Genomic DNA, 25,854 nt, shown 5'->3' with positions numbered 1-25,854 from the left:
TGCCCTCGCGCAGCCTGGTTTTTTGTTTAATACCATCATCCTCAAGGGAATAGGTCTAAAAACAAATTAAGGGAGCAAATGTCATTGTCTTTCAAAGGTCTTCAACTGTCCGATGTTCCAAAAAGTTCCTGGATACTTATCATTGCCGGTCTGCTCGCACTGTTTACGACAGCTTTTTTATTTCTCGATATGGGTGAAGAGGTACTCGAACAGGAAACATTTATGGTCGACCGAACAGCCCAAAATATTGTATCAGCGCTCAATACCGATCTTCTGCAGTCCATAATGGGCATCATTACGGAAGGCGGTTCAGTTACCTGGCTGACAATCGGTGCCGCTGCTATCACAGTATATCTGTTGTTTTTTTCATCTTTTAGCAGATGGCATGCAGTTTATTTTGCCGTAAATATGATTGGTATCAGCATTATCACCACTGTTTTCAAAAATTTCTTCTCAAGAGAGCGCCCGGAAGTGCTCGCCGCCTATGACGGGACCGGATACAGCTTCCCGAGTGGCCACGCTACTGGAGCCGTTACTTTTTACGGATTTCTTGCCTATCTTGTTATCCGAAGTACACTTGCCACTGTATGGAAGTGGATGCTCGGCATACTGCTGACGCTCGCTGCCCTCCTTGTCGCTGTCAGCCGGATGTTCCTGGACGTTCATTACTTTACAGATGTAGTTGCAGGCATTTCAGTCGGATTGTTCTGGCTGCTTGTCTGCATTATCGCCCTGGAGCTTACACTTTGGAACAAATACCGCAGGCAAACCTAAATGAAGCCCCCGGCCCAGCAGGCCGGAGGCTTCATTTATTATGCATTTATGCGTTTTGCATCTGTTCTGCTTTTCTCGCTTCGATTTTTTCCTGCACGTCTTTTGCCGTTAGCCCTTGCTCTTCCATATAACGGTTTCTTGGATGAGTCATGCATTCCGTTGTGCAGCTTCTCATATATTTATGCTCATTTTCCTCAGAGCAGATGATCTGGTTGTTACAGTCAGGATCTGCACAGTTAACGTATCGCTCACAAGGTTCCCCGTCAAAGTGGTCCCTGCCGATTACGCGATGCTCAACCTGATTGATCGGCACACTGATACGCTGGTCAAATACATAGCACTTTCCGTCCCACAGTTCCCCTTTTACTTCAGGGTCCTTACCGTAGGAAACGATGCCGCCGTGCAGCTGTGCCACATCGTCAAACCCTTCTTCTTTCAAAAATCCGGAAAACTTCTCACAGCGGATGCCCCCGGTACAATAGGTTAATATTTTTTTACCTTCAAGCTGCTCCCGGTTTTCCCTGACCCAGTCCGGCAGCTCCCGGAAGGCATTAATGTCCGGGCGAATCGCTCCGCGGAAATGCCCAAGATCATATTCATAGTCATTCCGGGCATCAAGAACGATGGTTTCATCGCTTTGAAGCGCTTCGTAAAATTCTTTCGGGCTCAAGTGTTCACCAGTCTGTTCATTTGGGTTAATGTCATCTTCGAGATACAGCGACACCAGCTCTGAACGCGGACGCACATGCATTTTTTTGAATGCGTGCCCGTCGGCATAGTCCACCTTGAATTCGGTATCTTTAAACCGCTCATCGCCTGTCAGCTCCTGCATGTATGCCTCCGTCTGTTCTACAGTGCCGGAAACAGTACCATTGATGCCTTCCTCTGCAACAATAATCCGACCCTTCAAACCAAGCTCCTTGCAGAAAGCCAGATGCTCTGCAGCAAAGGTCTCAGGGTCTTCCACGTACGTGTAATTGTAATACAGTAACACCCGGTACGATTGATTTTCTTCTGTCATTTGTTCTCACCTATCCGGAATATATTTGCAAGATACATTCCTGACTCCCTGTCTTGCAATCAGGAAGCCTTGTCACACAAGGGTTTTGTTTCGTTTCTTTTAACAGCAGCGGGAAATATACCCAAACAGCGCCCACGTTATTTAAAAGCATAACAAAACCTCAATAAAAATCCCCTGCTGCAAGCGGGGGATTCTTGTTGTGCGCAGACATATTATATAAAAATTTTCCTGTCCCCGCAAATGAAAAAGTTTTCTGAACAAGAGGAGGGAATTGATTTCTTTCTCTTTTTTTCTATCTGAGTCCTCACTCAGGTTTCAGCAGGATATTTTACTATTTTCTGCTTTTCTGCACATTTTCAAAAATTCCGGTGCCCCCGAGTCCAGCAAGCACGCCTGCCCATACCCGCTCTGCCAGAACGGCATTCGAGTACGGAAAAGGAACAAGTGCCAGGGCTGCCCCGATCCCGAGCGTCAGAAGGGGGATATACTTTTTCGGCAGCGGAAGCGCCTGCTTTAACAGCTGCATCAGCGCCGTACTTGTCGTACCGATGAATGACATGTACAGCAGAAATTCCGGACTGACTTCCATTTTCTTCGCCTCCCCTTTGTTTTTTCTTCTCTCTGCAAAAGGCATGTATGCCTCTGTTTTTAAACCATCCTTTTAAGTTGAATTTGCAAAAATAAAAAAGGCCCGGTAAACCGGACCCTTCGGATATAACATTCAATTCGGTTTATTTATCTTCCGCTTCCCCTTTATTCAGTCAGCGGCTCCCGCTCAGGCATGGCACCTGCTTCGATATATTCAGCCATCCCACGCACAATTTCCTCTGCTCCGTATTTCTTTGCTTCTAATGGAAACATCTCTTCGACAGTTTCCAAATAAAAAGAAAGATCTTTATTACGGAGAAAATGGGAATAGTATTCGCGCTCGTTCTGGAATTCGTGTCTTGATCTCGTTTGAGCAACAGACTGCATTTCAATGTCCGCTAAAGTACGGACCACCTCTTCAAATGTTTTCATGTCTTCACTCCTTTTCATAGGATCAATGACACGGAAAAGTACAATGCATGAATAGAAGTATATTATAACACGAAAAGGCTTATGAATCATAACGAGTTGACCGGAACAGTGATAATATTTCTCCCTGCCGAGCAGCTTCCGTCCATTTTCACAGGCATCAAACGTTGACAAACAAAACTGTAATATTTATAATTACAGTATAAACATTAACAATTCTTTTTACCCGGAGAGATACGTATGAACAGCCACTTTTCTTTAGCTGTACACAGTTTGACACTGCTCGCCCATCAGCCCGAGAAAGCTGCCTCAAGCACTTTCATTGCTGAAAGTGCCTCTGTGCACCCGGTTCGGATCCGTAAGGTGTTAAGCCTGTTGAAGCAGCATGATTTGATTCAGTCCAAGGAAGGCGCCGGTGGAGGTTTTGTCCTTTCCCACCCTCCGGAGTCCGTCACATTGTGGGATGTATACCAGGTCACATCAAAAGGCACTCTGCAGCCCCGGTGCCCGGATGAAAACCCCGATTGCTCCGTTGGGGCTAATATGAAACAAGTGCTGGGCGGTGTTTTTTCGGAGGGTGAATACGTTTTTGGAGAACACCTTGATCAATTTACTATTGCCGACATGCTGAAAAAATGTATCACAAATTAACTGAGCAATGTTTTTGCAATCAAAAACAGGGAAATGTATAGTTATAGATAATTCAGATTACAACACTATTAATTAATAGGTAATCCTTAGGAGGTTACGCGAATGTTACCAACAAACGATATTATTTCGGTAGGAGATTGGGTTCGAGGAACCACCATTTATGGTGAATTGGTTGTAGGCTATGTAGAAGCAATTGAAGAATCTTATCAAACCATTAAAGTAAAAGTCATCTCCTCTGATAATCAGGATATAATGGAAAAATCAGCTGAACTGCTGCTCCACAAAGTAAGCAAGCTGAATACCGTACAGCCTGTTTCAGAGGATGAATTGCATGACCTGATTGATCTTGCATTGGTCACCAATGATAAACAGTGGTTTCTGGAGCTCACTGCCGAATTGAATAATAAAGCAAATGTCCGGTCATCCAACGATTCCTCCTACGCGCTGTCGAATTACAGCGAGTACTAGGAAATTCCGGCATATTTACTACAATAGCCCTTTGCAGATTTACTGCGAAGGGCTATTTTTGCATCTGTATACTTGTTATTTCTTAATTTGAATATTCATCTTCTGTTCGAGGGCCTGCTGCAGATGAGCAAAGGTTTTTACTTTACTGAAATCAATCCCAAGCCGCACGGCCGTTTCTGCAATTTCCGGGCGAATGCCGGTAATAATGATTTCCGTGCCGATTAAACTCAGCCCGTGATGCAGGTTAAACAGCTGCTGAGCCACCATTGTATCGATGATCGGCACTCCGGACATATCAATAATCAGTACATCGAGTTCAAGCTTTGCCACCTCTGTAAGAGTCACGTCTTCAATCATTTTCGCCCGGTGCGTATCAATATCTCCGACAAGTGGGAGGACACCAATATCCCCTATTAATTTAATGATCGGCACACTCAGCTCCACCATCATCTGCTGCTGGGCCTCGAGCTGAGCTTCATTCATCTGATAGTAGTATTGGTTTACAAGCTCCAGTCCCTTTTCAAACACCGACTGAATCTTCTCTGCCCACTCAGCCACCTGCAACGGAGAAATCTCGTCCTCCCGTTCTTTGAAATAGGTAGACAGACGCTTCCAGAGGTCAACACGCCCGACTCTGAAAAACTCTACCGAGTAAAACCTCGGCCCCTGGTTTTCAAGCCCGTCCATTGCCGTAAGCTGCGCCCAGTCAGTAAGTGATGGTTCCTCCCCTATTACTGCTTTTGCCGTTTCCTGAATGAATCCCTTGAGTCTTCCCCGGAATGCCTCCCTCCGGTCGGCATCGTTCGGGTAGATAGCTTCCGACTGTGCTTCAATATCTTCCATCCATGTAGTCACGATCTCTTCTGCATGGTTTAACATGAAATTGTACAGTTGTTTACTCAACGCCAATAATCCTTTCTGTCATTTCCTGTATTTAATATATTTTAAAATACATAATCAAAAAAATAAAGCTGTCTTACTGATTTTCGCGTTTTAATCTATTGATCCACTCTGCCTCCAGCAGTCGTTCCACATTCGTCTGGTCCATGCTCCATTCCCATACCTTTTCCTGGAGCTCCCTGTCGCGGGCATGAGGGGCAGTATCTTCTTCAAAAGAATCAATAAAGTATTTGCCATGCACCCCATCCACTTCACGGGAAGCGGCAAGATACACCGATGTTTCCGCACCTTCTGCCGCTGTGCGAAGCATTGGCCGGATTGTTTGATGAATACGGCGCCCAAAGCCTGTAGACCGGTCCACTCCAAGCATAGTACTTACCCCGCCAGGATGCAGGGCATTAACACGAATACTCGTCCCTTCGAGACGGGAAGCAAGGGCGTATGTAAATAAAACGTTCGCCAGCTTTGACTGGGCGTACCCTTTCCATGTTCCATATCCCCTGGTTAAATGAGGGTCCGGAAAATGAATGCTTCCATATTTGTGCGCTCCTGACGAAACATTAATGATACGTGCCTCTTCTGCCGAACATTCAAGCAGAGGCAGCAGCTGCAGTGTCAGAGCGAAGTGCCCCAGATGATTCACGCCGATCATGCTTTCAAAACCATCCTCGGTAAGCTCTCTTTTCAGCGATACTACGCCGGCATTGTTAACCAGTACATCCACACAGGGAACGATCTGTTCGAGCTGGCGCACAAAGGTATGTATATCCTGAAGAGAGGACAGATCACAGCGCATCACCCGCACACGTGAAGCTCCGGTACTGGCCTTTATCTGCCTCATGGCTTCTCCCCCGCGCTTCTCGTCCCGGACGGCCATAATGACATTAAATCCTTTCACGGCAAGCTGTTTCGCTGTTTCGAATCCCATTCCGGTATTTGCTCCGGTAATGATGGCTGTTTTCTCCATAATTTATTCTCCTCTGGAATAGTTTTGTTGCTTTTCCTATACCCATTGCCGCTATTGTTCACTCTTTGTACTGTGCATTTCCTGAAAATTCTCTTTCTTTTTTGGAATAAACAGGAATATTCATAAAAGAAATAGAAACTGGAGGGTCTGGCTCGTATACTGCCCAGTAAATCTTTCGTCATATTATCTTCCAACTCTATTGAAGTTTTTTTCATTCCCCGGTACGATGCAGGTATTACCACTTACCCTTCGTATATATTCAACAATTGGGTTGAACGTTTCTACTGGAAACCGTAATTTCCAACTACGAAGAACGCCTTTTACAGGTGTTCTTCGTTTTTTTATGCATACAAAGGAGTGTTCACAATGACCACGATCTTAATACGGCAGGCTGAAATCATGACGATGAACGAAAACAATGACATTGTGCACGGAGATATACGAATTGAAAATGAATACATTAAAGAAATCCAACCATCTTTAACTCCCCGTCCGGATGAAAAAGTGATTGAAGCACGGGGACGAACTGTGCTTCCCGGCTTTATCCATACCCATATTCACCTTTGCCAGGCACTGTTTCGCAGTCAGGCGGATGACCTTGAGCTGATGGATTGGCTGAAGGAACGCATATGGCCAATGGAAGCTGCCCACACTCCCGATTCTATCCACGCCTCGGCGATGCTCGGTATCGGCGAATTGATCCGGAGCGGTACGACCACGATCGTCGACATGGAAACAGTCCACCATACAAACGCTGCCTTCGAAGCCATAGAAGCTTCCGGCATCCGGGCCCTATCCGGCAAAGTTATGATGGATAAGGGCGATGAACTGCCTGCTCCTCTGCTTGAAACCACGAGCCAGTCCGTGCAGGAAAGCGCCGATTTGTATGAAAAATGGAACGGTCGGGATAATGATAGAATACGATACGCATTTTCACCCCGGTTTGTTGTCTCCTGCTCTGAACCGCTGCTGCGCGAAGTTTCCCGCCTGTCTACTCATTACAGAGCGTATGTGCATACACACGCTTCAGAAAGCCAGGGAGAAATAGAAATTGTTGAAGCTGATACCGGCATGCGAAATGTAACGTATCTGGATCACCTTGGCCTTGTACACCCGCGCCTTATTCTCGCCCACTGTGTCTGGCTCGATGAGCATGAAAAGCAGATTATTAAACAAAAGGGCGCTCATATCAGTCACTGCCCAAGCTCCAATATGAAGCTTGCTTCCGGATTCGCAGAGATCCCGGACCTGCTCGACCACCATCACAATGTCAGTCTCGGTGCCGACGGCTCCCCGTGTAACAACACGCTCGACATGTTTCAGGAAATGAGGATGGCCGCCCTTATTCATAAACCCTCCTATGGCCCGACCGCCATGAATGCCAGACAGGTTCTTCGCATGGCAACCATCGAAGGTGCGAGAGCAGTCGGTCTTGACCAGGAAATTGGCAGTATCGAAATCGGCAAAAAAGCGGATTTGTCTATCCTCAACCTTTATGATTTTCATACGTATCCGAGCGAAGGAGCAGATCCATATTCCCGTATTGTATATGCCGCTTCCAAAGATCAGGTGGAAACTACCATCGTGAATGGAAGGATTATTATGGAAGACCGCAATATGCAGACCATGAATAAGAACCATGTGCTTAGTGATGCGAACAAAGAAGCAAAGCAGTTATTCCATAGGGCTTCCAGGTATATGTCTAATTCTTTTGTATAAATTATGAGCAATCTCCTCCCTGCCGCCTGGAAATTCTGATATGCTGATGACGGAATAATAGCGCAGAAGGAGAGGAAGAGAAATTATGCTTAGTGCAAAACATGGAGATATAACCACTGTCACCAACGTCGATTATATTTGCAATGCTGCAAACGGGAAGGGGTCGATGGGCGGCGGGGTTGCCGCTGCCATCAAAAAAGCTGGCGGAGAGACTATTGAACAGGAAGCAGAAGCCTACTGCAAAAAGAACGAGCCGAAGCGCGGCGAGCTATACACGACTACGGCTGCCAGTCTCCCGTATGAAGCCATCCTTCATTTGGTGACGATGGAAGCCCCGGAAGAAAAGTCGAACTATGACGTGGTTTATTCCTGTCTTCAGGCGTTAATACGCTACTGCCAGGAGAATCACATCTACCGGGTCGCCCTGCCGGCGCTTGGCACCGCCACCGGCGGCCTGGACCCCGAGACCGTCGCGATTTATTACCGGGAGCTGCTGCACAACATCCGGGAAATTCAATTTATCGCTGTCGATATGGACGAAGCGTTCATTCAGGCGCTCGAAGCCGAATAGCACAGATACAAGGCCCCGGGTTTTTTACCCTGGGGCCTTTCAAATAATTTTTTCCACCCTGCCCTTCCCCTTTATTTGTCCTTACTTTCTGCTTCCTGCCGTCCGGCAATCTGCACCGCATGCACCACGGCAATCGCAGCGACGAAAATGGACGGCACGTACACCGTAACGAGCAGACTTACGTAAAGCACAAAAAACAACACCGCCCAGAGGTATTTTTTAACATACACCTGTCCCGCACCTGGAATGAGAAGCGACAACAGCCCCGCTATCCACATCTTTTTGTTTCTCATATTCTATCCCTGCCTCCTAAAAATTTTTAATTATCCATGAATATTAATATTTCTTCAGCCGATATAAGAATTACTGTATCAACCATACTTTTATTGCATCGGGAGGCTATTAATATGCTGTTTTCAGCAAAACCATCATCTGCACCTGCTTCACAATTTCCAGGGGACGCCCATGCCGGCAGCCGGATCAGGCTTTCACCCGGAAGCGATCTGCATCGTCAGCTCCAGCTGATTCATCTAACTGACCATGACCTTTATATACTATCCGAACTTCAGCCAGTCATTGCTGAAAACATCGAAGCTATTGTTGATGCCTTTTACCGCAACCTTAAGAACGAGCCCAGCCTGCGTGCAATCATTGAAGAGCACAGCTCGGTCGAACGGCTGAGCCGGACGCTTGCTGTCCATGTGCAGGAAATGTTTCAGGGGACGATGGAGGATACTTTTATTCAAAAGCGGCTGAAGATTGCCCAGGTTCATTTACATATCGGCCTTCTGCCTAAATGGTACATGTCCTCGTTTCAAGACATGGAGCAGTCCATCCTTCATTTTGTCGACCAGCACCTTAACAGCCGGGCTGATTTGCTTCCAGCTGTTCTTGCGGTTACGAAAATCATTAACCTCGAGCAGCAGCTTGTGCTTGAAGCCTACGAGGAGGCCCATCTTACACTTCACAAAGAACAGCAGGCTGTTAAAGATCATCTGCACGAACAAATTTCTGTCACTACCCGCTCGCTCCGGGAGGTTTTCAACCAGACAAATACCTCTGTTGCTTCACTTACTGCAACTTCCAACAGGGTCGTTACCATTTCAAAAGAAAATGTTAAGAGCAGCTCCGGAGCCGCTTCCCAGTCCGAGGAAGGCAAGCAAGAGCTCGAACAGCACGGAAAGCATATGAAAAGCCTCCAGGAGCTCATGGATTTTATGCGTACTGAAACGGGTGAACTAAAAGCAATTGCAGCTAAAATTGATGATATCACAAACATCGTCACTGGGATCGCTGAACAGACGAATCTTTTGGCCCTGAACGCCTCAATTGAATCTGCCCGTGCCGGCGAACACGGACGCGGATTCGCGGTGGTAGCCACAGAAGTCCGTAAGCTTTCCGGTGAGACAAAAAAATCAGTGGATACCGTATCTCAGCTTGTCCGGAAAACAAACGACCAAATTCAGCTTGTGAGCAATCACATTGAAAACGCGGACAATCAGATCAGTAACGGCACGAAACGGGTCCACGAAATCAACAGCATGTTTGATGGTATCGTACAGGAAATGGCAAGAAGCCGCCAGCAGAGCAATGATGCTGAAGCGGAAGTTCATTCACTCATCCAGGAGCTGCGCGAAGTCGAGCAGGCCATCTCTCAGGTAGGGAGCTCTGTTTCCTCTCTCCATGAGCTAACGAGGGAATAACACCCTTCGATTCTCGTGCTATACTTACACCATAGCCAGAGAAAAGGAGGCCCTCAGATGGAAACTCAGCAACAGCTTACAGATATTACAAAGCAGTATTTGAACACCTATGAAGCGTTAAAGAAAAAATATCCGTGGCATCATTCGGACGCCCGCATGTTCATGCTGATGGCATCGATGTATTCCCTGCACCACCAGTCGTTTGACATTGAGCGGTTTGACCGTCTCCAGCAGACGATTAAAAAGAACAACAGCTGGTTTTCACCGCTGCGGTCCCACCAGCGTTTTCCAATCGCTGGTATGCTTGACTGTTTGTCCGACAACCCCGAGGACAGCTGGAGCGGTTTTAAGCAGCTGTACAGCCAGTTGGTTCAGGGACCGTGGGGTCGCGGCACATCTACGTACGCTGCCGCTTTATCATATTACACCTTCTTCCGGAACGACTTTTCAGCTGTACCGGCGTTTACTGCCTGGTACGAGTTTCTGCAGGAATCCTTTCCGGATTTAACAAGTGCGGATTATTATCCTCTGCACACGCTTTATATTCATCAGTTTCCCGGAAATAAGGAACAGATGATTGAGCATATGAACAGCGCCCATCACCAGCTGCTCGAGCGGGACTTTAAAAAAGGTGCTCAACTTCAGTACCTTTCCTTTTTATCCGCTCTGAATCTCGAAAGTATAAACGAAGCTGCATACTTTGAACGTTTTGACGACGTCCTTGGCCATTGGCAGTCCGGACAGTGGCACGTACGTCCGTTCTATTACTCGCTTTTCGGAGTGCTCGGATTTACAGCTTCTTTTTCTACCATTATTGATGACGCCCGAAGCGTTCATGCCCTCCTGGCTGAGCAGAGTGAATTTCGGCGGTTTCAGCATTTTGCGGTTCATATCTCCATACAGATTGCTGTAGCCCACCACGCTTCCCTGCAGGAAGGCAGCCTGCCTCCAGCATTAATCGACGCGCAGCGGGCTGTGGCTCTGCAGGCACTGAATTCCTCAACTTCTGCTTCAGCAGCGATAACCCTTTAAAACAAATTGAAGGCGCACACTACCCGTGCGTCTTCTTCCAATTTATAACTGTTGCAATTATTACAATTGTGCTACGATAGTTTCTGCTTATTTACATACATTCAACGTCTCATCAGTTCACAGGGAGGGGATTCAGATGCCACGTTTTTATTCTGTTATTATCATGCTTTTTTTCTTACTATTTATAAGCGGCTGCGGCATGCTTCCTTTTTCTGCTGATTCCGGCGAGAGCGATAAGGGGATATTTGTCTCCCCTTCAGGAAATGATGAGCAAAACGGCACTATCGATGCGCCTTTTCAGTCTGTTCAAAAGGCCGCTGATACCGCGGAAGCCGGAGATACTATTTATTTACGGGAAGGCACTTATCAGGAAAATGTGAACGTGAGCCAACAGGGTGAAGAACAGCTTCCCATCACCGTCCGTCCGTTTGAAAATGAAAACGTTCATTTAAAAACCGCTGGCGATAAGCCGTTTTTTTCTTTAGAAGATACCGAATACATAACGATTAAAAAATTCACCTTTCATCAGGAAAATACGGCATCTGTGATTGCTTCCTCCGGAGAAACCAGGGCCCTCCAAATACTTGATAACCGTTTTTTATCGTCTCAAAAAGCGGAAGAAGAACCTGGGTCAGCAGTCCATATAGCCAGTTCAGATGCAGACAGCATTCACGAGGACACGATCATAAGCGGCAACACTGTCGAAAGATGGAAGCATGCCCCCGCCTTTGTGCTGGAGGGCAACATAGCTTCGTTTACAGTTTCCCACAACCGCTTTGAGAAAGCTTCCGGAACATCTCTCGATCTTCAGGCAGTGCCCGGGGAAGTAAATGGCCGGGTCCCGTCCGGAGGTGTAGTGAAAAACAATATTATTAATTCCTCGAACAGAAGTACCGATCCAGCTGTTGCAGTCGAGGGAGCCGATGAGGTCACTTTTTCACATAACACTATAAGTGGAGGGGCTGTTGGGACATTCATCCGTAACACTTCCTTTGCAGAAACAGAGGATCTATCGTTCAAAAATAATGTATGGCGGGACCAAACGTCGGCCGGAACGGCTCTGGTTCAAGGACCTGCTCAACGTCCAATCAGCCGCGTCTCTTTTTCAGAGAACACCTGGAAAAACGCGCACGGCAGCCGGGACTCCGCCCAGCTTCGTATCCAGTCCTCCATACGACATTTAAGCGTCATCAATAACGATTTTGAAGGCTCCACATTCAACGGATTTTATATTGATGCCACTGAAGACATCAGCAACTATGTTACCCTGAAGGACAATTCCTTCCCTTCTTCTTCCAAAGCTGAATGGAAATGGGAGGGGCGTGAATTCAGGGATCTCGTTACATTCCAGCAATATATCGAACAGGATGCCCCCTCCTCTTCTTCTGAAGAAACTGACTAGAAGCTCTGACAGCTGTGGGGGACCCAATGTGCAAAACCTGTGCAGCAGCTGTGCACAGGTTTTTTTCTTTCTGCTTTCAGTCTTTTGTATAATGACCGAAGAACCGTCCGAAGGAGTGATAGTATCAAAAGCATAACTGCTTTTATTCAAAATTTATTTTCAGAATTAATGAAAGACAACGCTGCCGGCCTGGCTGCTCAGCAGGCGTTTTATTACCTTTTATCCATTTTCCCGCTGCTTATTTTGTTTCTATCACTCCTTCCTTACTTTAATATCGATGCCGACCGGGCTGTATCACTTTTGTACCAGTTCGTTCCTGCAGAGGCTGCCTCTCTGTTTCAGGACACGATTGAAGATACGATAAACAGCTCGAGCAACGGGCTGCTTACCATCGGAATCATTGGCACGATATGGACAGCCTCCAACGGACTGAATGCTTTTATTAAGGCGGTGAACGGGGCTTATGATGTTATCGAAACGCGGTCCTTTTTCAAGGTGCGGCTGTTGTCTGTCGGTTTAACCTTTGGATTAATGCTCTCCGTTATTATTGCACTCTTTCTGCCCGTGTTCGGCAATTTAATTTTATCGGCAGTGCAATCATTTATTTATGTTCCGGAGGATACTGTTTTTCTTGTTCAGCTCCTGCGCTGGCTTATTACTATTTCGATTACTTCCGTCATTCTCGCCATGCTCTATCATCTTGCACCGAACAATAATATGCCCTTTTGGTCTGTTTTGCCGGGGGCAATGACAGCAACGCTGCTCTGGCAGGTGATTTCGCTGGGGTTTTCCTTTTATGTCAACAACTTTGCCAACTACGCCTCCACGTATGGCAGTCTTGGCGGCGTCATCGTGCTAATGCTGTGGCTGTTTCTGGTGGGACTGATTCTAGTCACCGGCGGAGAAATTAATGCTCTTATCTACCGACAGAGGCAGAGAAAGCGTCCCGCTCCCCTGCTTCATGATTACTATTAACCTATTTTGGCACTGTATTGGTAGAACGTGAGTGATTGTAGTATACTAAACGGGCAAAAGTGTAGAAAAGGAGAGCCCATACATGAGTAAAAAAATGATTTTTTTCGATATCGACGGAACGCTGTACGATGAAAATAAACAGCTGCCGGCTTCCACCAGAGATGCTATTCAAATGCTCCGGAGCAAAGGCCATGAAATCGCGATATCCACCGGAAGAGCCCCTTATTTGTTCGACGACCTCCGGGAAGAACTCGATATCCACACGTTTATTTCGTTTAACGGTCAATTTGTGAAATATAATGGAAATGCTATTTATCAAAACACGATTCCCACCGCAAAACTTCAGTCTTTGCAGTCCTTCGCTGCTGAAAAAGAGCATCCGATTGTATTTATGGGCAGCAGTGCCATGAAAGCTAATATTGAATTTCATCATGATATTCATGACAGCATTACAACGCTTGGCGTAGAGCATCCCGAATTTGACGCTTCGTTTGCAGAACAGAACAATATTTATCAGGCCCTTCTGTTTGCCCGGGAAGATGAGGAAGACCGTTATGTAGACCAGATGCAGGATCTGCGGTTTGTGCGCTGGCACCCTTATTCACTCGACGTCATTCCTCCTGGAGGGTCTAAAGCAAACGGAATCAAAAACCTAATCGCTGAAGCCGGTATTGCGCTTGAGGACTGCTATGCCTTTGGAGATAATTACAACGATGTGGAAATGCTTCAGTACGTACCAAACAGCGTTGCCATGGGAAACGCCCCGGATGAGGTTAAAAGCTATGCCCGCCATATTACCGCTGAAGTGGGAAATGACGGCATTGCGCGCGGCCTGGAAAAGGTAGGTCTGCTGTAGCACACTAGGTTTATTAACAGCAAATAATGACAGGAAGCCGCTTTGTAAAAAAGGCGGCTCTTTTCTTTAGTAAGCAATGAAATAATTTCGGTAAATGAAATTATATTCACTCATAAAAAAAGAAGCTTTAATCTGTGTAAGCTTCTTTTTGATTCGATGGTTCGGATAGTCTTGACGGTTCCGTTTGTTCCGAAGGCTTCGGTTCCTCCGGCGCTGCCTGCTCAGGGGGATACAAATACTGCTGAAGAGCCTTTGGTTTATTTGTAATAATCCCCGTGACGCCGGCATCTATTGCTTTTTTCCATCCGCTTTTTTTATCAATAGTATAAGGAATAACCTCGAGTTCCGAATTAATAGCGTCGTCAATCCAAGATTTATCGATCGTGCGGTAATGAGGGTGAAGCTCTGTAGCTCCGACGATTTTCGCGTATTCACACGGGCGGTACAGGTGCACCGCGTAAAGAATAGCGATATTGATCTCTTCCGACAGCTCCCGAACGTAGGCCATCGATCGGTGATTGAAGCTTGACACTGTAGCCGATTCTATTTTTTCATAGTCGTTCAGCAGGTTAATCACAGCTTCTTCAAGCCCTTTATGAGCAATGTTGGAATTTTTTAATTCAAGCACAAGCTTCATTTCCTCCATGCCTGTTTCCTGCAGAAGCTGCTCTAGACTGACGATTTTTTCCTTGCGGTACCTTTTATGCATCCACGCCCCCGCGCTTAAATCCTGCAGTTCCTTGTATGTATATTCGTGAACACTTCCGGAAGCGCCGGTTGTACGTTTCAACAGCGTATCATGAATCAGTACCGGTACCCCGTCTTTTGACAGCTGCACATCTGTTTCAATTGCGTCTGCTCCGTCTGTGACAGCCTGGCGGAAAGCCGACATGGTGTTTTCCGGACGGCGGTCTGAAGCCCCCCGGTGGGCTATAATTGAAGTCAAAATATCTTTCCTCCCTGCACATAACCGTACAAAACCTGCTCTATGAGTGCAGGTCAGGTAGATGCCCTACTGCCGGTTATCATCGTTCTTTTTTGCTTCTTCTGCTGTTTTTATAAACCCCATCTGCAGTCTAAGCTTCTCTTAGTTATATATTCACATTATGGGCTTTGAAAATCAACCATTAACGTTTTTCTATAAAAACTGAACGGCCTTCAAACAGCTTTTTTGATTTTCACCAGATAAAGCAGAACAGACAGCTGCAGCTACGGCAGATTTAATTATTCTTCTGCGTTTTTTGAGACAGAATATATCTTTCACTGATACCAAAATAACGCACTTCCCCGCTGCCGTTTAGTGAAAAGGAAGATAAGCCCGAAGATACGTTTGTTCCTTTTGATAAGCTGGTAACCTCTTCGTGCATCTGAATCGTCTGAATGCTCGATTCTGTATCATACCAATGGTATCCGAACAGACCAGCAACCCCCAGACCAATCACTGTGATAATTGTATAAAATTTTCCCATGTCCCCCACTCCAATTGCGTTTCATATGATAAATAATGCTATGGCTGCAGCCCCCCTGCCGCAGATTTCTTAATTTATATAAGCTTCTAGTTATTACCCTATATTATACACTTCAAAGATGATACAGGCTTTAATCATTTTTCGTTTATTTATGGGCTTAACCCTGCGAAATACAAAAAAAATCCGCCAGGGCGGAGTTTTACAAAAGCATGGATGTATTTAATAGTACAAGCGCAAGCAGCGAGCTTCCGTACAGCAGGGAACAAAGCTGCCTGCTTTCTTTTGCATCTGCACTCGTAATCCACAGTCCGTAAAACAGATACGTAAGCACGGCAAACAACATCAGGGATAAAACAATAATAATCATTTTAGCTCCCTTCCCGCTTTTTGTCAGAATCTTTAATTTAATTTTAATGTATGCGTTCGGTCATTTCAAACCTTTTTCGCTTATAGACACATATTTTCTCTAAGGCAACTTTTAGACCGGACCGGATTGAACAACAAACCCCCGGGCCCTGGGCCCGGGGGTAACTTATATATTATGGCGCCCTAGGCAGGATTCGAACCTGCGACCTACAGCTTAGGAGGCTGTTGCTCTTCCCCTGAGCTACTAGGGCTTATGTGTATAACTATGACCTTTGCTCCAGTGAACAAAGACAAATGTAAGAATACGTGGAAATGCGCTCATTGTCAAGATTTCCTTTCACAAGCACCTGATGAAAGAAAGCACCCAACCGTCAAGTTGGATGCTTTTTTCTGTTTTGTTATTTCGTTACTCTATACTCACGGAGCATGTGAGCGAATATCTGCTCGATATGCTTTTTCTCAAGCTTTGTGCAGTCTTTTGGTTTTTTGCCGGCTTCGGCAATTACCCATTGGTTGCTGCGCGTATCGATCAGATACAGTTTGTCGTTTGGAAGGAAGACCTGGCTGAGTGATTTCTTTTTCGGTTCATCCAGTGTCAAATCAACCATGACATCGATGTTACGATCAAAGTGACCGCTGACAGAGCCTTTTAACTCGGACTCCAGAAGTTCAATCGTAAATGTTTCATCCCTGAACCGTTTTCTGTAGTCTTCTTTTTCCAGCCCGCCCTGCTCCACAATTTCCGTTAAGACTTCGTCGAAATCTCCCCAGAGCTTATCAATACATTTGCTGATTCGTTTCATTTTTTCTGCTGTACTGTCTTCCGTATCGTTTTTATGAAAATCAAATTCTTTTGACCAATCCATCTAATCCCTCCTAGAACTCTTAGCAGTTTTTCTTCCCGTTTCCGGAAAAGCTCACACTAGCATTTTATCTTGTTGACTACCCTGTGACTATAGATTCATGCAGAATTTGTTAATTTTTTATATCCAGCCACGGTACTCCATTGCTTCCTGCAGCCGGTCCATCGCGAAAATCATTGCACCGTTTCTGTTGGTGGTTTTGTGTTCGTAGGCTGATTTTTCCGTTTGTTCGTATGCTTCGAGTATAAATTCCTTCATCCGTTCATTAATTACATCTTCAGACCAATAGTAGTTCATATGGTTCTGAACGGATTCCAGATACGACACAATAACACCACCGGCATTCACTAAAATATCCGGATATACTGCCTGCCCCTGGTCCTTTAAAATATGATCTGCTTCCGGTGTTGTCGGTCCGTTTGCAAGCTCCATAATCTTCGGGGCTTTTACCCGGTCTGCATTATCTTTTGTAATAACGCCTTCCATGGCAGCAGGTATCAAAATATCAGCGTCAGTATAAAGGATGTCCATGTTATTTTCGAGCAGATAGTTTTCTCCGTATTCCCGCAGGCCGCTGTTTCCTGCTTTTGCCTGCTGGGCTCTCGGAATATCAAGCCCCTCCTCATCATACAGGGCGGCTTTGGAGTCGCTGACGCTCACAATTTTACATCCTAAATCGTACAGCAGTCTTGCGGCGATCTGTCCGGCGTTGCCAAAACCCTGGACGGCCACGCGTATGTCTTCGGCACGTTTGTTCTCCTGCTCAAGCATTTTTTCGATAATATATACAGCGCCGCGGGCCGTTGCTGATTCTCTTGCTTTTGAACCGCCGACAAGAGGTGGCTTGCCGGTGATAACGCCGGGCTCGTGACCGCCTGCCATCCGGGAGTAGGTATCCATCATGACGCTCATGACCTTTGGATCCGTATACACATCCGGGGCGGGCACATCTTTATTGGGACCCAGAAGGTCAAACAGGGCCTCTGTGTATCCTCTGCTGACCTGGCGAAGCTCACGGTCACTCAGCATAGAAGGATCACAGACGACACCTCCCTTTGCTCCGCCATGCGGAATCTGAACAAGCGCGCACTTAAACGTCATCCATGCGGCCAGCGCCTCGGTTTCCTCTTCATCCGTTTGTGGGTGAAAGCGGAGCCCGCCTTTCACCGGACCAAGCACATCATTATGCTGCGTCCGGTAGCCGGTAAACATCTGGGTGTGGCCGTCGTCCATTTCCACCGGGAACTGGACCTCCACTTTTCTTTTCGGGTATTTCAGTATTGTTTCTACAGTGTTTGGCAATTGAATAAGCTGGGAGGCTTCAGCGATCTGTTGATGCACAACACCGAGCGGCCCCTGGTTATTTTGTCCGGTCATGCTGTTCTTCCTTTCTATTGGACTGACGCCCCTAAAATATTTTGTGCGTGTTTTAGCGCAAACACATGTCCTTCCTCGTCAAAGCTTGCTACAGCATCCTGATGAATGACGATATCGAAGCCTTTATTATAGGCATCTACTGCTGTATGAAGAATACAGATATCGGTACAGACGCCGGCAAGGTGAAGCTCGGTAATGCCGCGTTCTCTCAATTTCAGTTCCAGGCTTGTTCCTGCAAATGCACTATACCTTGTTTTGTCCACCTGCCAAACATTCGGCTGATGTCGTATAGATTCATACAGACTCTGAATGCTTCGATACAGATCCCTTCCCTTCGTTCCAGCTATATTATGGGGAGGAAACAGCTTCGTTTCCGGATGATACTCATCTCCCTCTTCGTGGCGGTCAAGGGCAAATACGACAAAATCATCTGCGGCCTGATAGGTTTCGATTAATTGATAAATAGCGCTTTCGATTTTCTGACCCGGCTCCCTGCAGGTAAGTGCACCTTCTTCCGCTACAAAATCCATCGTGTAGTCAATCACAATAAGGGCACGCGAATAGCTCATCAGCCTTCCCCTTCCTTTTTATAAATGCCGCACCAGCGGATTAAAAAGTCTGCGTACACTTTCGTTACGTTTTTTACACTTTCCAGGTCCACCCATTCATCCGGTTCGTGCATTTTTGCGCCTGATGGGCCGTAGCATGTAACAGCCGTATCATAATAAAGGCCGTAATACCGGGCATCTGTCGTTACCGGAATCGCCTGTCTGCCGCATTGTTTTCCGGTCACCAGTTCATGGGCTTCATCGAGTTTGGCAAACAGAGGGTTATCCTCAGGCATCACCATACCCTCCGCATGAAAACCAAAGGATTCAAAGGACGGAGGATTCTCGCGAAGCCACTCATCATCTTTTGTTTTATCAAGAATCCAATCGATTAGATCCTGCTTTCCTTCGGCCGGGTCCTTCCCCGGGTAAACCGCAGAACGAACCTCAAGTGTCGCTTCTACAGGAATATTAGAGGCAAAGTCCCCGCTGTGCATCGTTCCTACCTCCACGTCGATCGGCTCTTTCATATGGGCAAATTCCGGCGGCTTTTGTTCATCCCGGTTGACGTATTCCCGGTAGCTCTGCAGAGCCTCAATCACGCTTTGTGCTTTTTCGATGGCATTCGCTCCGACGCCGGTTTTATCCGACTGCAGATTGCTGCTCGTATCGATATGAACACGGAGCCAGAGACTTCCGAGCTGGGCGGTGGATGGACACTGCCCGAACGGTTCCGGAATGAGAACGGCATCTGCCAGATGTCCGGCGTTCGCTGCAGCGAGCGTCCCGTTGCCTGTTGCTTCTTCCTCGATAACCGTTTTGATGGAAAAATCAGCTGCCGGTTCGTAGCCTGCATCCCGTATGGCTTTATAGGCATAAATCATTGCCGCCACACCGCTTTTCATGTCGAGCACCCCGCGTCCGTAAAGGCGGTCTCCAATACGCTGCGCTCCCCATGGATCCACGCTCCATTTGTGCTTTGGCTCCGGACTTACAACGTCCACATGGCCCTGGAAAAGCAAACTGCTGCCTTCGGACTTACGGGAACTGCGCGGTGCTTTCGCCACTACTACCGGCCGGCCTGCGTAGGACCACTCGCTTGGGGAGTACCCCGGAAGAGAGCTGATTTCTTTTTCATCGACATCCACTGTTTCTACGTCCATCTGCAGCTCGTTCTGAAAAAAATTCTTTAAGTATAATTGAAGGGATCCTTCATATTCGATCGTACTCGGAAATCGTGCGATCGTCTGTAAAAACTCTATTTCCTCTTCCCACAGATTATCAACTGAAGCTAATACTTTTTGACTGGGATTGATGGTCTCGGTCACTCGCTTTCCCTCATTTCTAAAAAGACTCTTTTACTCTCTTCGACTTTTCCCATTTTGACTTCAAAGTATGCTTCCGGTTTGAAAGTATTAGTTATTATAAAAACAGCTTCGGGCTGTAGACGCCACCCGTTTCTGCATATAAAAAAAGGGAAACGACTAAGCGCCTTCCCCCTGAATCAATACGGAACTGTCCCACTGCAGCCAAAAACCTGCCGAAAACCAGGCAGCTGCAAGCGCCAGTGTAAAAAAGAGTACACCCCATACCTGCGCAGGGACGCGGCTCACCCGGTGCATCCCCGTAGCATCTCCGGCGTCGCCCGGCATCTGCAGACTCCGCTGCAGAATGATCCAGGCCGACCGGACTGACTGGATGACCAGAAGTACACCGAGCATGAACATAATCCACATCATAAGCATGACCATATTTTCAATGAGCAGGTACAGGCCCCCACCCGAAGCTGCCAGTCCCCAGACGATCCCGGCAGGATTACGCACCCAGAGAAGCGTATTCCAGATGAGCAGTCCTACAAGGGCTATCATGAGTCCGCTGTACCAGCCGGAGGTGAATACCCAGCTGTAAAGAAGAGCCATCCCGCTTGCAAACGGATAGCCGGCGAACGTTGTAAGCGCCTGGCCAAGCCTCCCTTTATGACCGGTTTCAGCAAGCCCCTCCCTCGTATAAAATAAAGAGATCGAGCGCACTTTCCCACCGGTAGCAAGCGCCATGAAGGCATGTCCGTTTTCGTGCACCATTGTCTGAAACAGCGATAAATAGGTGCCAAGCACTGGTGTGTACGTAAGAGCCGTTAACACGACAGCTGCTGTCAGAAAAAACAGGATCGTTTCCATCATGACTTTTCTTCCCAGGCGTGAAGGGGAAGCGGACGATGACTTGCTACCGCCTGCTTTAACGCCTGCTGCATGTATCCCATCCCGCGGTATTCCCGGAGCGGAAAAACGGTTCTCTCCATGGGCAGTATCCTCGTGATGACCGGATCGTATTTTTTGCCGAGCAGCACTACATACCGGTCGTATTCATTCATCTGCTTTTCCTGCCACTGCTGTATGCAGAAAGCCCGGGAGATTTCCTCCTGCTGTCTTTTTCCAAATGTAACATCGTAATTTGTGTTAATAAGCTCCTGCGGGTACATAAAACCGTGCTTGCCTGAGAGCACGGCCCACTGATCAGCGAATGCCTCTGCGTAAGCCCGGCACAGCTGATGGAACGTACTCTGGTATACGTGCTTTACAGGCAGAGGCCCAAGATCCGGCTCCGTGTCCCAGGCTTTTTTCGCCCCGCAGGGAATTATCGCGAGCTGTTTCAATGCCATTCACCTTATTTCCTTGATTTTCGAGCACGCCGTTTGTGGTCACTTTCCGTTTTCCAGGTATAGAGGGCCGGCACCAATAAAAGCGTCAGCACTGTCGAAAAGACAAGACCCGTCACAATTGCTGTTCCGAGTGGCTGAAACAATGGATTATCCCCCAGAGCGATCGGCAGAAGACCGGCGATAGACGTGAGGCTCGTCAACAGAATCGGCCGGAAACGCTCTTCTCCGGCTGCCACAACGGCTGTCCGCACGGACTCACCGCTTCGTATGCGCTGTTCCATAAATTCTATCATAACGACCGCATTCCTTACGACGATACCGGCAAGACTGACTGCCCCCATCATCGACATGAATCCGAGTCCTGTCTGTGTCAGGAACAAACCGAGAATGACCCCCGCAATTGCTACATACACTGCACTCAAAACGATAAACGGAATACGCAGCGAATAGAACTGCAGCGCAAACAATATGAGCAGCAGGAACACCACAACTATGAAGATCTGTCCAATATCAATAAATACATCGTTTCGTTCGGACGTTTCTCCACCTACCTGGACACTGACGCCGCCGTACTCATTTTCAATTGAGTCGAGAGAATCCCCGGCTGACGCTAAAATCTCGTCCTCGGAAGCATCTCCAGGATAAGCACGGACCGTAATGGTCCGTTCCGTATTTTCGTGCGGGATAGCAGAAGTCGTCGTTTCCTCTACACCACGTCCCAGGTCATTTAAAGTAACTGCTTCTCCGCCTTCGTCTCTGGCCATAACGATTTGATCCAGGTCGCTGTTTGTTACCTGATCCCCATTATCGTACATTATCTGGACCGGTATGACTTCATTGTCTGTGTTCCACTGGCCAAACGGCACTCCTTCCCCAAGCAGGCGGAGCTCTGTACTTATGGTTTCGTTGGTTACACCTGTACCTTCCAGGGCTTCCCTGTCCTGTTCGAACCGCCACTGGTTTACGTTCTGATTGGCGTTTGAAACCGCTAAGTCAACACCATCTGTTTCTGCAAACAGCGCTTCCACCTCCGCTGCTGCAGAAAACAGTTCATCCGCTTCTTCGCCAGAAAGCTCAACGGCAATTGGGGCTCCCACCGGAGGACCCGATTCAACAATCGACCCCTGGGCTTCAACGTTTTCAAAGGTGTTCCGAATCTCTCCCGGCCATATTTCGCTTCCTTCCCTTGCCGGAATTTCTTCAGGGTTTACGTATACGAGAAAATTCATATCATTTGGTCCGGCGGCGCCGCTTCCCGATCCCCCCGAAAATACGGTGGGGATTTCCGTCCCTGCATATGAAGATACCGACGTTACTCCTTCCTGTTCCTGCAGCCAGCTGCTCACTTCCTCCGCCTCGGCCTCCGTTTCTTCAAGCGGAGTGTTTTCCGGCACAGAGGCTTCGATAAATACTTCTTCCCGCTCCGTATCCGGGAAAAACTCGAGCGGCGTGTAAGGAACGAGCGCAAATGCCGAGGTTCCCAGTATCAGTCCGGCAAGTGACACAATAACCGGCCGCTTCACGACACGTGTCAGCACTCGTTTGCTGTACCACCTCGCTGAGCGGTCAAGAAATGCACCCAGAAATCCCGGCGATGTCCGCTTGTCCTTCTTTTTTCTTCTCTTCTCTACAATACCCCGGTAAATAGGGATAAAAAAGATCGCAAGCAGCGTGGACGAAATCAATACCGTAATCAGCACCACAGGGAGCGGACGGATAAATGAACCCGCCGCGCCTGGAAGGAATAAAAGCGGAAAAAAGGTGAAGACAACAGCGAGCGTCGACACGATAACCGAGACAAGTACTTCCCGCACCCCGTTACTGGCTGCGTCTATCGGACTGTCTCCCATCCGGAGCCGGCGGTCAATATTATCATTCACGACAATCGCATCATCCACAAGAATCCCGAGTGAAATAATAAAAGCAATTAAAGAAATTTGATTCAGGCCGACATCGGTAAATGGAAGAGGGATCATTCCGATCGCAAGTGCCGCCGGGATCGATATGGCTACTGACAGCGCGGTACGGATTCGCAGACCGATAGAGCAGACAATCAATACCGACACAAATGCCACCACAGATGAGATGGCAAGGCTTGAAAACAAATCCTCCACGACGTCGCCCTGCGTATAGAGCTGGGTGAGCTCCATTCCTTCAGGCAGCTGCTGTTCAAAATCCGCTATTACGTCATCTAAACTGCTTTGGGCCTGCGGCACGCTCGCGTTTTCCGTAAGAAAGAATGTTACCGACAGGGCCGACTGCTGATTATACTCCACCTGCTCCTCGGTCGGAGCGTATGTGTTTTCCACTTCTGCAACATCGCCAAGCAAGGCATTTTCCCCATCACTTTGCTGGCCCGGACTTATTTCAATGTTTTCCCAGTCCTCTACGTTTTCAAGTGCTTCAAGCTCTACCTGATACAATTCCCCGTCCTGCTGCCATTCCCCGGGTGGAATGACTTCCGAGGCAGAAGAGAGCGCCCCGATCACCTGGCCGGACTGCAGTCCTTCCTCCTCCAGCGCTTCACTGTCGAGACGAATCTGCAGTTCACGTTCCACATCTCCAGTGATTTCCAGGCTGTCGATATCAGGTATTCCGGTAAACCGCTGCTCCCAGTTCTCAATCAGCTGTACCGCCTCCGGAACTGCCTCCTCATCTACTGTCAGCTGGTAAATAGCGAGCCCCTGCTGACTCAGCTCACTGTTGATGGACGGCTCTTCTGCGTCATCCGGAAACGAGGTGCTCACCTGCGACAGCTTCTGCTCGAGACTATTCCACACCTGCTCCGGATTTTCCGTGCTCTCATCAAGCTCTACAGTAATTGACGACAGCCCGGGTGAAGATACTGAAGAAATCGACGCTGTGGACGATTCATTATCAAGCTCTTCTTCAAGCTGGTTCGTAACCGTCGTTTCCACTTCTTCTGCCGAGGCTCCGGGGTAAACCGTTGTTACCTGGCCCACCGGTGGATTTGTTGATGGAATTTCCTTTTGCGGCAGCTGAAAAAAAGACAGGGTGCCGACAATGATAAGCATCACAATAAATAATAAAATCAGCTTTGGTTTTGCAATTATTTTTTTCACATTTCTCCCCCCAGTATCATTACCCCCAGTATACTTTGTTTTGAACGAAAATGACACTAGTGTCATTTAAATTTAAAAATTATTTACGGCCGCTTAATGCCGTTTAAGAAAATATTATATATCGTCTCCACCCATTCCTCCTCACTGAGGGACGGGTCCGGGGCCTGCACTGCCACCATCAGCATCCGTGTGATGCCATGCGTCGGAAGGTCCTCGCGGATGGCTCCCTCCCTTTTCCCGGCTTCGATCAGTGTATAAGCCCGGCTCCCAAGTTGACCCAGGTACTGCTGGAGCTGCTCTACGTTTATTTCCACCTGGGCCGAAGCATGATGATCCATGACCGGAAAAATGTCAAATGCCTGATGAACTGATGCCTGCTGCACCCACACCCGGATATAGGCCCTCATCCGTACTGAAAAGTCCGTCTGCCGGTCGGCTTCATCGAGCTGGGAAAATACCTGCTCCAGCTTGTCGAGCATATAGGCCGTCACCAATTCTTCTTTTTTAGCATAATAGTTGTAAATGGTGCTTCTTGCCACCCCAAGACGCTCCGACAGGGCTTTGAAATGAAACGAGTGGTAGCCTTCATCCATGATTAGCCTTTCCGTTTCCTGAAAAAGCGTTCTGCGGTCAATGGTTCGCTGTCTCGGCATCGGGGAGTCCTCCTTTCCATTTTAGTTTTAAGCAAAAAACAGCATATTAAGGCCTGCTATTCCAATAATGACGGCCGTGAGCGTACGAATGTGCTTTTGCGGAAGCTTTTCGAAATATCGGATGCCAATTCTTGTGCCAAGCAGCACGCATACGATTCCTATAGGAATATAAAGCAGCAGCTCCCTCGAAAAGTCGCCGGCACCCGCGTGAGCAAAGACCGTTAAAAGACTTCCGATTAGAAATGTAATCTGCAGGTTCGCTGTGTAATGATATTTGTTAGCTGTTGTTAATAAAAAATAAACGACAAAAAAAGGACCGCCAACGCCAAAAACGCCTCCTACCAGCCCACCGCAAAACCCAAGTGCCAGTGGAACCATTTTCGGCACCGGCCGCAGCTTTTTCTCCGGCTTTTGGGCAAAGGTATACACAACCATGCCGAGAAGCACAAGGCCGAGTACTTTTTTCAAAATGTCCATTTCCCCAAAGTTATGTAGAATAAAAAAAGCTGCAAACCTTCCTGCTGCAGTAGCTGCCAGCAAATATCCGAGCTGCGCCCACTGAATGTGCTTATACACCTTGCCTATAATGCTCAGTGCGGTGATAACCGACAGAGAAATAACGAGGAGTGAGCTGAACTGCAGCGTAAAGAAAAACGGCACAAAGCTCATCACGAACAGTCCGAAGCCAAAGCCGCTGACGCCCTGAATAAAGCTTCCGGTAAAAATAATTACTGCGATTAAAACAAATTCCCCAATGGAACTCATGTTGTCAGAACCCTT

28 protein-coding genes, 1 tRNA gene and 1 riboswitch are annotated in these 25,854 nt (G+C 47.5%); of the genes, 10 read left to right on the top strand and 19 right to left on the bottom strand.

What is annotated here, in order from left to right:
* Positions 1-84 precede the first annotated feature (84 nt).
* Entirely contained in the window at positions 85-774 is a 690-nt protein-coding gene (locus ACTRXG_RS09395; protein WP_474284762.1) for a phosphatase PAP2 family protein, read from the top strand.
* A 46-nt stretch (positions 775-820) separates the two neighbouring features.
* Here the strand turns inward: ACTRXG_RS09395 and trhO are convergent, their stop codons facing one another.
* The 3 genes from trhO to ACTRXG_RS09380 form a co-directional block, all read right to left on the bottom strand.
* Positions 821-1,795: an oxygen-dependent tRNA uridine(34) hydroxylase TrhO gene (gene trhO, locus ACTRXG_RS09390; RefSeq protein ID WP_474262651.1), complete on the bottom strand. Its 975-nt coding sequence runs from the start codon at positions 1,793-1,795 to the stop codon at positions 821-823.
* Positions 1,796-2,126: 331 nt separating this feature from the next.
* Positions 2,127-2,384: a holin gene (locus ACTRXG_RS09385; RefSeq protein WP_474277081.1), complete on the bottom strand. Its 258-nt coding sequence runs from the start codon at positions 2,382-2,384 to the stop codon at positions 2,127-2,129.
* Between the two features lie 164 nt (positions 2,385-2,548).
* On the bottom strand, positions 2,549-2,815 hold the full coding sequence (locus ACTRXG_RS09380; RefSeq protein WP_474262656.1) for a hypothetical protein: 267 nt from the start codon (positions 2,813-2,815) through the stop codon (positions 2,549-2,551).
* A 237-nt stretch (positions 2,816-3,052) separates the two neighbouring features.
* Between ACTRXG_RS09380 and ACTRXG_RS09375 the strand changes: the two genes are divergently transcribed.
* Positions 3,053-3,463 carry an RrF2 family transcriptional regulator gene (locus ACTRXG_RS09375; protein WP_474284761.1) on the top strand — a complete coding sequence of 137 codons (411 nt, stop codon included), beginning with the start codon at positions 3,053-3,055 and terminating at the stop codon, positions 3,461-3,463.
* A 102-nt stretch (positions 3,464-3,565) separates the two neighbouring features.
* Positions 3,566-3,931 (top strand): IDEAL domain-containing protein, encoded by a 366-nt coding sequence (locus tag ACTRXG_RS09370; protein WP_474262661.1) that lies wholly within the window; start codon positions 3,566-3,568, stop codon positions 3,929-3,931.
* Positions 3,932-4,006: 75 nt separating this feature from the next.
* Here ACTRXG_RS09370 and ACTRXG_RS09365 read toward each other — a convergent pair whose 3' ends face one another.
* Positions 4,007-4,834, bottom strand: a complete 828-nt coding sequence (locus ACTRXG_RS09365) for an STAS domain-containing protein (protein ID WP_474262663.1) — start codon at positions 4,832-4,834, stop codon at positions 4,007-4,009.
* 73 nt (positions 4,835-4,907) lie between these two features.
* The gene (locus ACTRXG_RS09360) at positions 4,908-5,798 is read right to left on the bottom strand and encodes an SDR family oxidoreductase (RefSeq protein ID WP_474277076.1); all 891 of its coding nucleotides are present in this window, start codon (positions 5,796-5,798) and stop codon (positions 4,908-4,910) included.
* Positions 5,799-6,027: 229 nt separating this feature from the next.
* A riboswitch (purine riboswitch) is annotated at positions 6,028-6,125 on the top strand.
* 39 nt (positions 6,126-6,164) lie between these two features.
* On the opposite strand from ACTRXG_RS09360, the gene ACTRXG_RS09355 reads away from it, so the two are divergent.
* A complete protein-coding gene (locus ACTRXG_RS09355; protein WP_474284760.1) occupies positions 6,165-7,517 on the top strand; it encodes a 5'-deoxyadenosine deaminase in 1,353 nt (450 codons plus the stop codon).
* 85 nt (positions 7,518-7,602) lie between these two features.
* Positions 7,603-8,088, top strand: coding sequence for a macro domain-containing protein (locus tag ACTRXG_RS09350; protein WP_474262669.1), 486 nt, complete (start codon positions 7,603-7,605; stop codon positions 8,086-8,088).
* A gap of 71 nt (positions 8,089-8,159) precedes the next feature.
* On the opposite strand, the gene ACTRXG_RS09345 is transcribed toward ACTRXG_RS09350, so the two are convergent.
* Positions 8,160-8,381 (bottom strand): hypothetical protein, encoded by a 222-nt coding sequence (locus ACTRXG_RS09345; RefSeq protein WP_474284759.1) that lies wholly within the window; start codon positions 8,379-8,381, stop codon positions 8,160-8,162.
* Positions 8,382-8,495: 114 nt separating this feature from the next.
* On the opposite strand from ACTRXG_RS09345, the gene ACTRXG_RS09340 reads away from it, so the two are divergent.
* From ACTRXG_RS09340 to ACTRXG_RS09320, 5 genes are all read left to right on the top strand, one after another.
* Positions 8,496-9,791, top strand: coding sequence for a protoglobin domain-containing protein (locus tag ACTRXG_RS09340; RefSeq protein WP_474284758.1), 1,296 nt, complete (start codon positions 8,496-8,498; stop codon positions 9,789-9,791).
* A gap of 57 nt (positions 9,792-9,848) precedes the next feature.
* Positions 9,849-10,823, top strand: coding sequence for a DUF4003 family protein (locus ACTRXG_RS09335; protein ID WP_474284757.1), 975 nt, complete (start codon positions 9,849-9,851; stop codon positions 10,821-10,823).
* A 136-nt stretch (positions 10,824-10,959) separates the two neighbouring features.
* A complete protein-coding gene (locus ACTRXG_RS09330; protein ID WP_474284756.1) occupies positions 10,960-12,225 on the top strand; it encodes a DUF1565 domain-containing protein in 1,266 nt (421 codons plus the stop codon).
* A gap of 84 nt (positions 12,226-12,309) precedes the next feature.
* On the top strand, positions 12,310-13,200 hold the full coding sequence (locus ACTRXG_RS09325) for a YihY/virulence factor BrkB family protein (RefSeq protein ID WP_474280734.1): 891 nt from the start codon (positions 12,310-12,312) through the stop codon (positions 13,198-13,200).
* A gap of 82 nt (positions 13,201-13,282) precedes the next feature.
* On the top strand, positions 13,283-14,056 hold the full coding sequence (locus ACTRXG_RS09320) for a Cof-type HAD-IIB family hydrolase (protein WP_474284755.1): 774 nt from the start codon (positions 13,283-13,285) through the stop codon (positions 14,054-14,056).
* 127 nt (positions 14,057-14,183) lie between these two features.
* Here the strand turns inward: ACTRXG_RS09320 and ACTRXG_RS09315 are convergent, their stop codons facing one another.
* The 13 genes from ACTRXG_RS09315 to ACTRXG_RS09255 all read right to left on the bottom strand — a co-directional run bounded on the left by ACTRXG_RS09315 (position 14,184) and on the right by ACTRXG_RS09255 (position 25,839).
* Complete coding sequence (locus ACTRXG_RS09315; RefSeq protein ID WP_474284754.1) at positions 14,184-15,002, bottom strand: glycerophosphodiester phosphodiesterase; 819 nt, start codon at positions 15,000-15,002, stop codon at positions 14,184-14,186.
* A 274-nt stretch (positions 15,003-15,276) separates the two neighbouring features.
* Positions 15,277-15,525, bottom strand: coding sequence for a hypothetical protein (locus ACTRXG_RS09310; RefSeq protein ID WP_474284753.1), 249 nt, complete (start codon positions 15,523-15,525; stop codon positions 15,277-15,279).
* A gap of 199 nt (positions 15,526-15,724) precedes the next feature.
* Positions 15,725-15,892, bottom strand: a complete 168-nt coding sequence (locus tag ACTRXG_RS09305; protein WP_474280126.1) for a hypothetical protein — start codon at positions 15,890-15,892, stop codon at positions 15,725-15,727.
* A 175-nt stretch (positions 15,893-16,067) separates the two neighbouring features.
* Positions 16,068-16,142 (bottom strand) — tRNA-Arg (locus tag ACTRXG_RS09300).
* Positions 16,143-16,289: 147 nt separating this feature from the next.
* Positions 16,290-16,757 carry a hypothetical protein gene (locus tag ACTRXG_RS09295; protein WP_462866859.1) on the bottom strand — a complete coding sequence of 156 codons (468 nt, stop codon included), beginning with the start codon at positions 16,755-16,757 and terminating at the stop codon, positions 16,290-16,292.
* 117 nt (positions 16,758-16,874) lie between these two features.
* Positions 16,875-18,131: a Glu/Leu/Phe/Val family dehydrogenase gene (locus ACTRXG_RS09290; RefSeq protein WP_474284752.1), complete on the bottom strand. Its 1,257-nt coding sequence runs from the start codon at positions 18,129-18,131 to the stop codon at positions 16,875-16,877.
* Positions 18,132-18,145: 14 nt separating this feature from the next.
* Positions 18,146-18,700, bottom strand: coding sequence for a cysteine hydrolase family protein (locus tag ACTRXG_RS09285; RefSeq protein ID WP_474284750.1), 555 nt, complete (start codon positions 18,698-18,700; stop codon positions 18,146-18,148).
* Positions 18,700-20,007: an ArgE/DapE family deacylase gene (locus ACTRXG_RS09280; protein WP_474284749.1), complete on the bottom strand. Its 1,308-nt coding sequence runs from the start codon at positions 20,005-20,007 to the stop codon at positions 18,700-18,702. Before ACTRXG_RS09280 ends, ACTRXG_RS09285 begins: the two co-directional genes overlap by 1 nt.
* Before the next feature lie 156 nt (positions 20,008-20,163).
* Complete coding sequence (locus ACTRXG_RS09275; RefSeq protein WP_474262693.1) at positions 20,164-20,859, bottom strand: M50 family metallopeptidase; 696 nt, start codon at positions 20,857-20,859, stop codon at positions 20,164-20,166.
* Positions 20,856-21,338 carry a DUF6884 domain-containing protein gene (locus ACTRXG_RS09270; RefSeq protein WP_474284747.1) on the bottom strand — a complete coding sequence of 161 codons (483 nt, stop codon included), beginning with the start codon at positions 21,336-21,338 and terminating at the stop codon, positions 20,856-20,858. Before ACTRXG_RS09270 ends, ACTRXG_RS09275 begins: the two co-directional genes overlap by 4 nt.
* A gap of 5 nt (positions 21,339-21,343) precedes the next feature.
* Positions 21,344-24,421, bottom strand: coding sequence for an efflux RND transporter permease subunit (locus ACTRXG_RS09265; protein WP_474284746.1), 3,078 nt, complete (start codon positions 24,419-24,421; stop codon positions 21,344-21,346).
* Between the two features lie 83 nt (positions 24,422-24,504).
* Complete coding sequence (locus tag ACTRXG_RS09260; protein ID WP_474284745.1) at positions 24,505-25,074, bottom strand: TetR/AcrR family transcriptional regulator; 570 nt, start codon at positions 25,072-25,074, stop codon at positions 24,505-24,507.
* A 27-nt stretch (positions 25,075-25,101) separates the two neighbouring features.
* Complete coding sequence (locus ACTRXG_RS09255) at positions 25,102-25,839, bottom strand: TSUP family transporter (RefSeq protein WP_474284744.1); 738 nt, start codon at positions 25,837-25,839, stop codon at positions 25,102-25,104.
* Positions 25,840-25,854: the final 15 nt, after the last annotated feature.

It is taken from the genome of Marinococcus sp. LNSP9103-4 (assembly GCF_056034345.1).
This window is presented reverse-complemented; position numbering and strand designations above follow the sequence as displayed.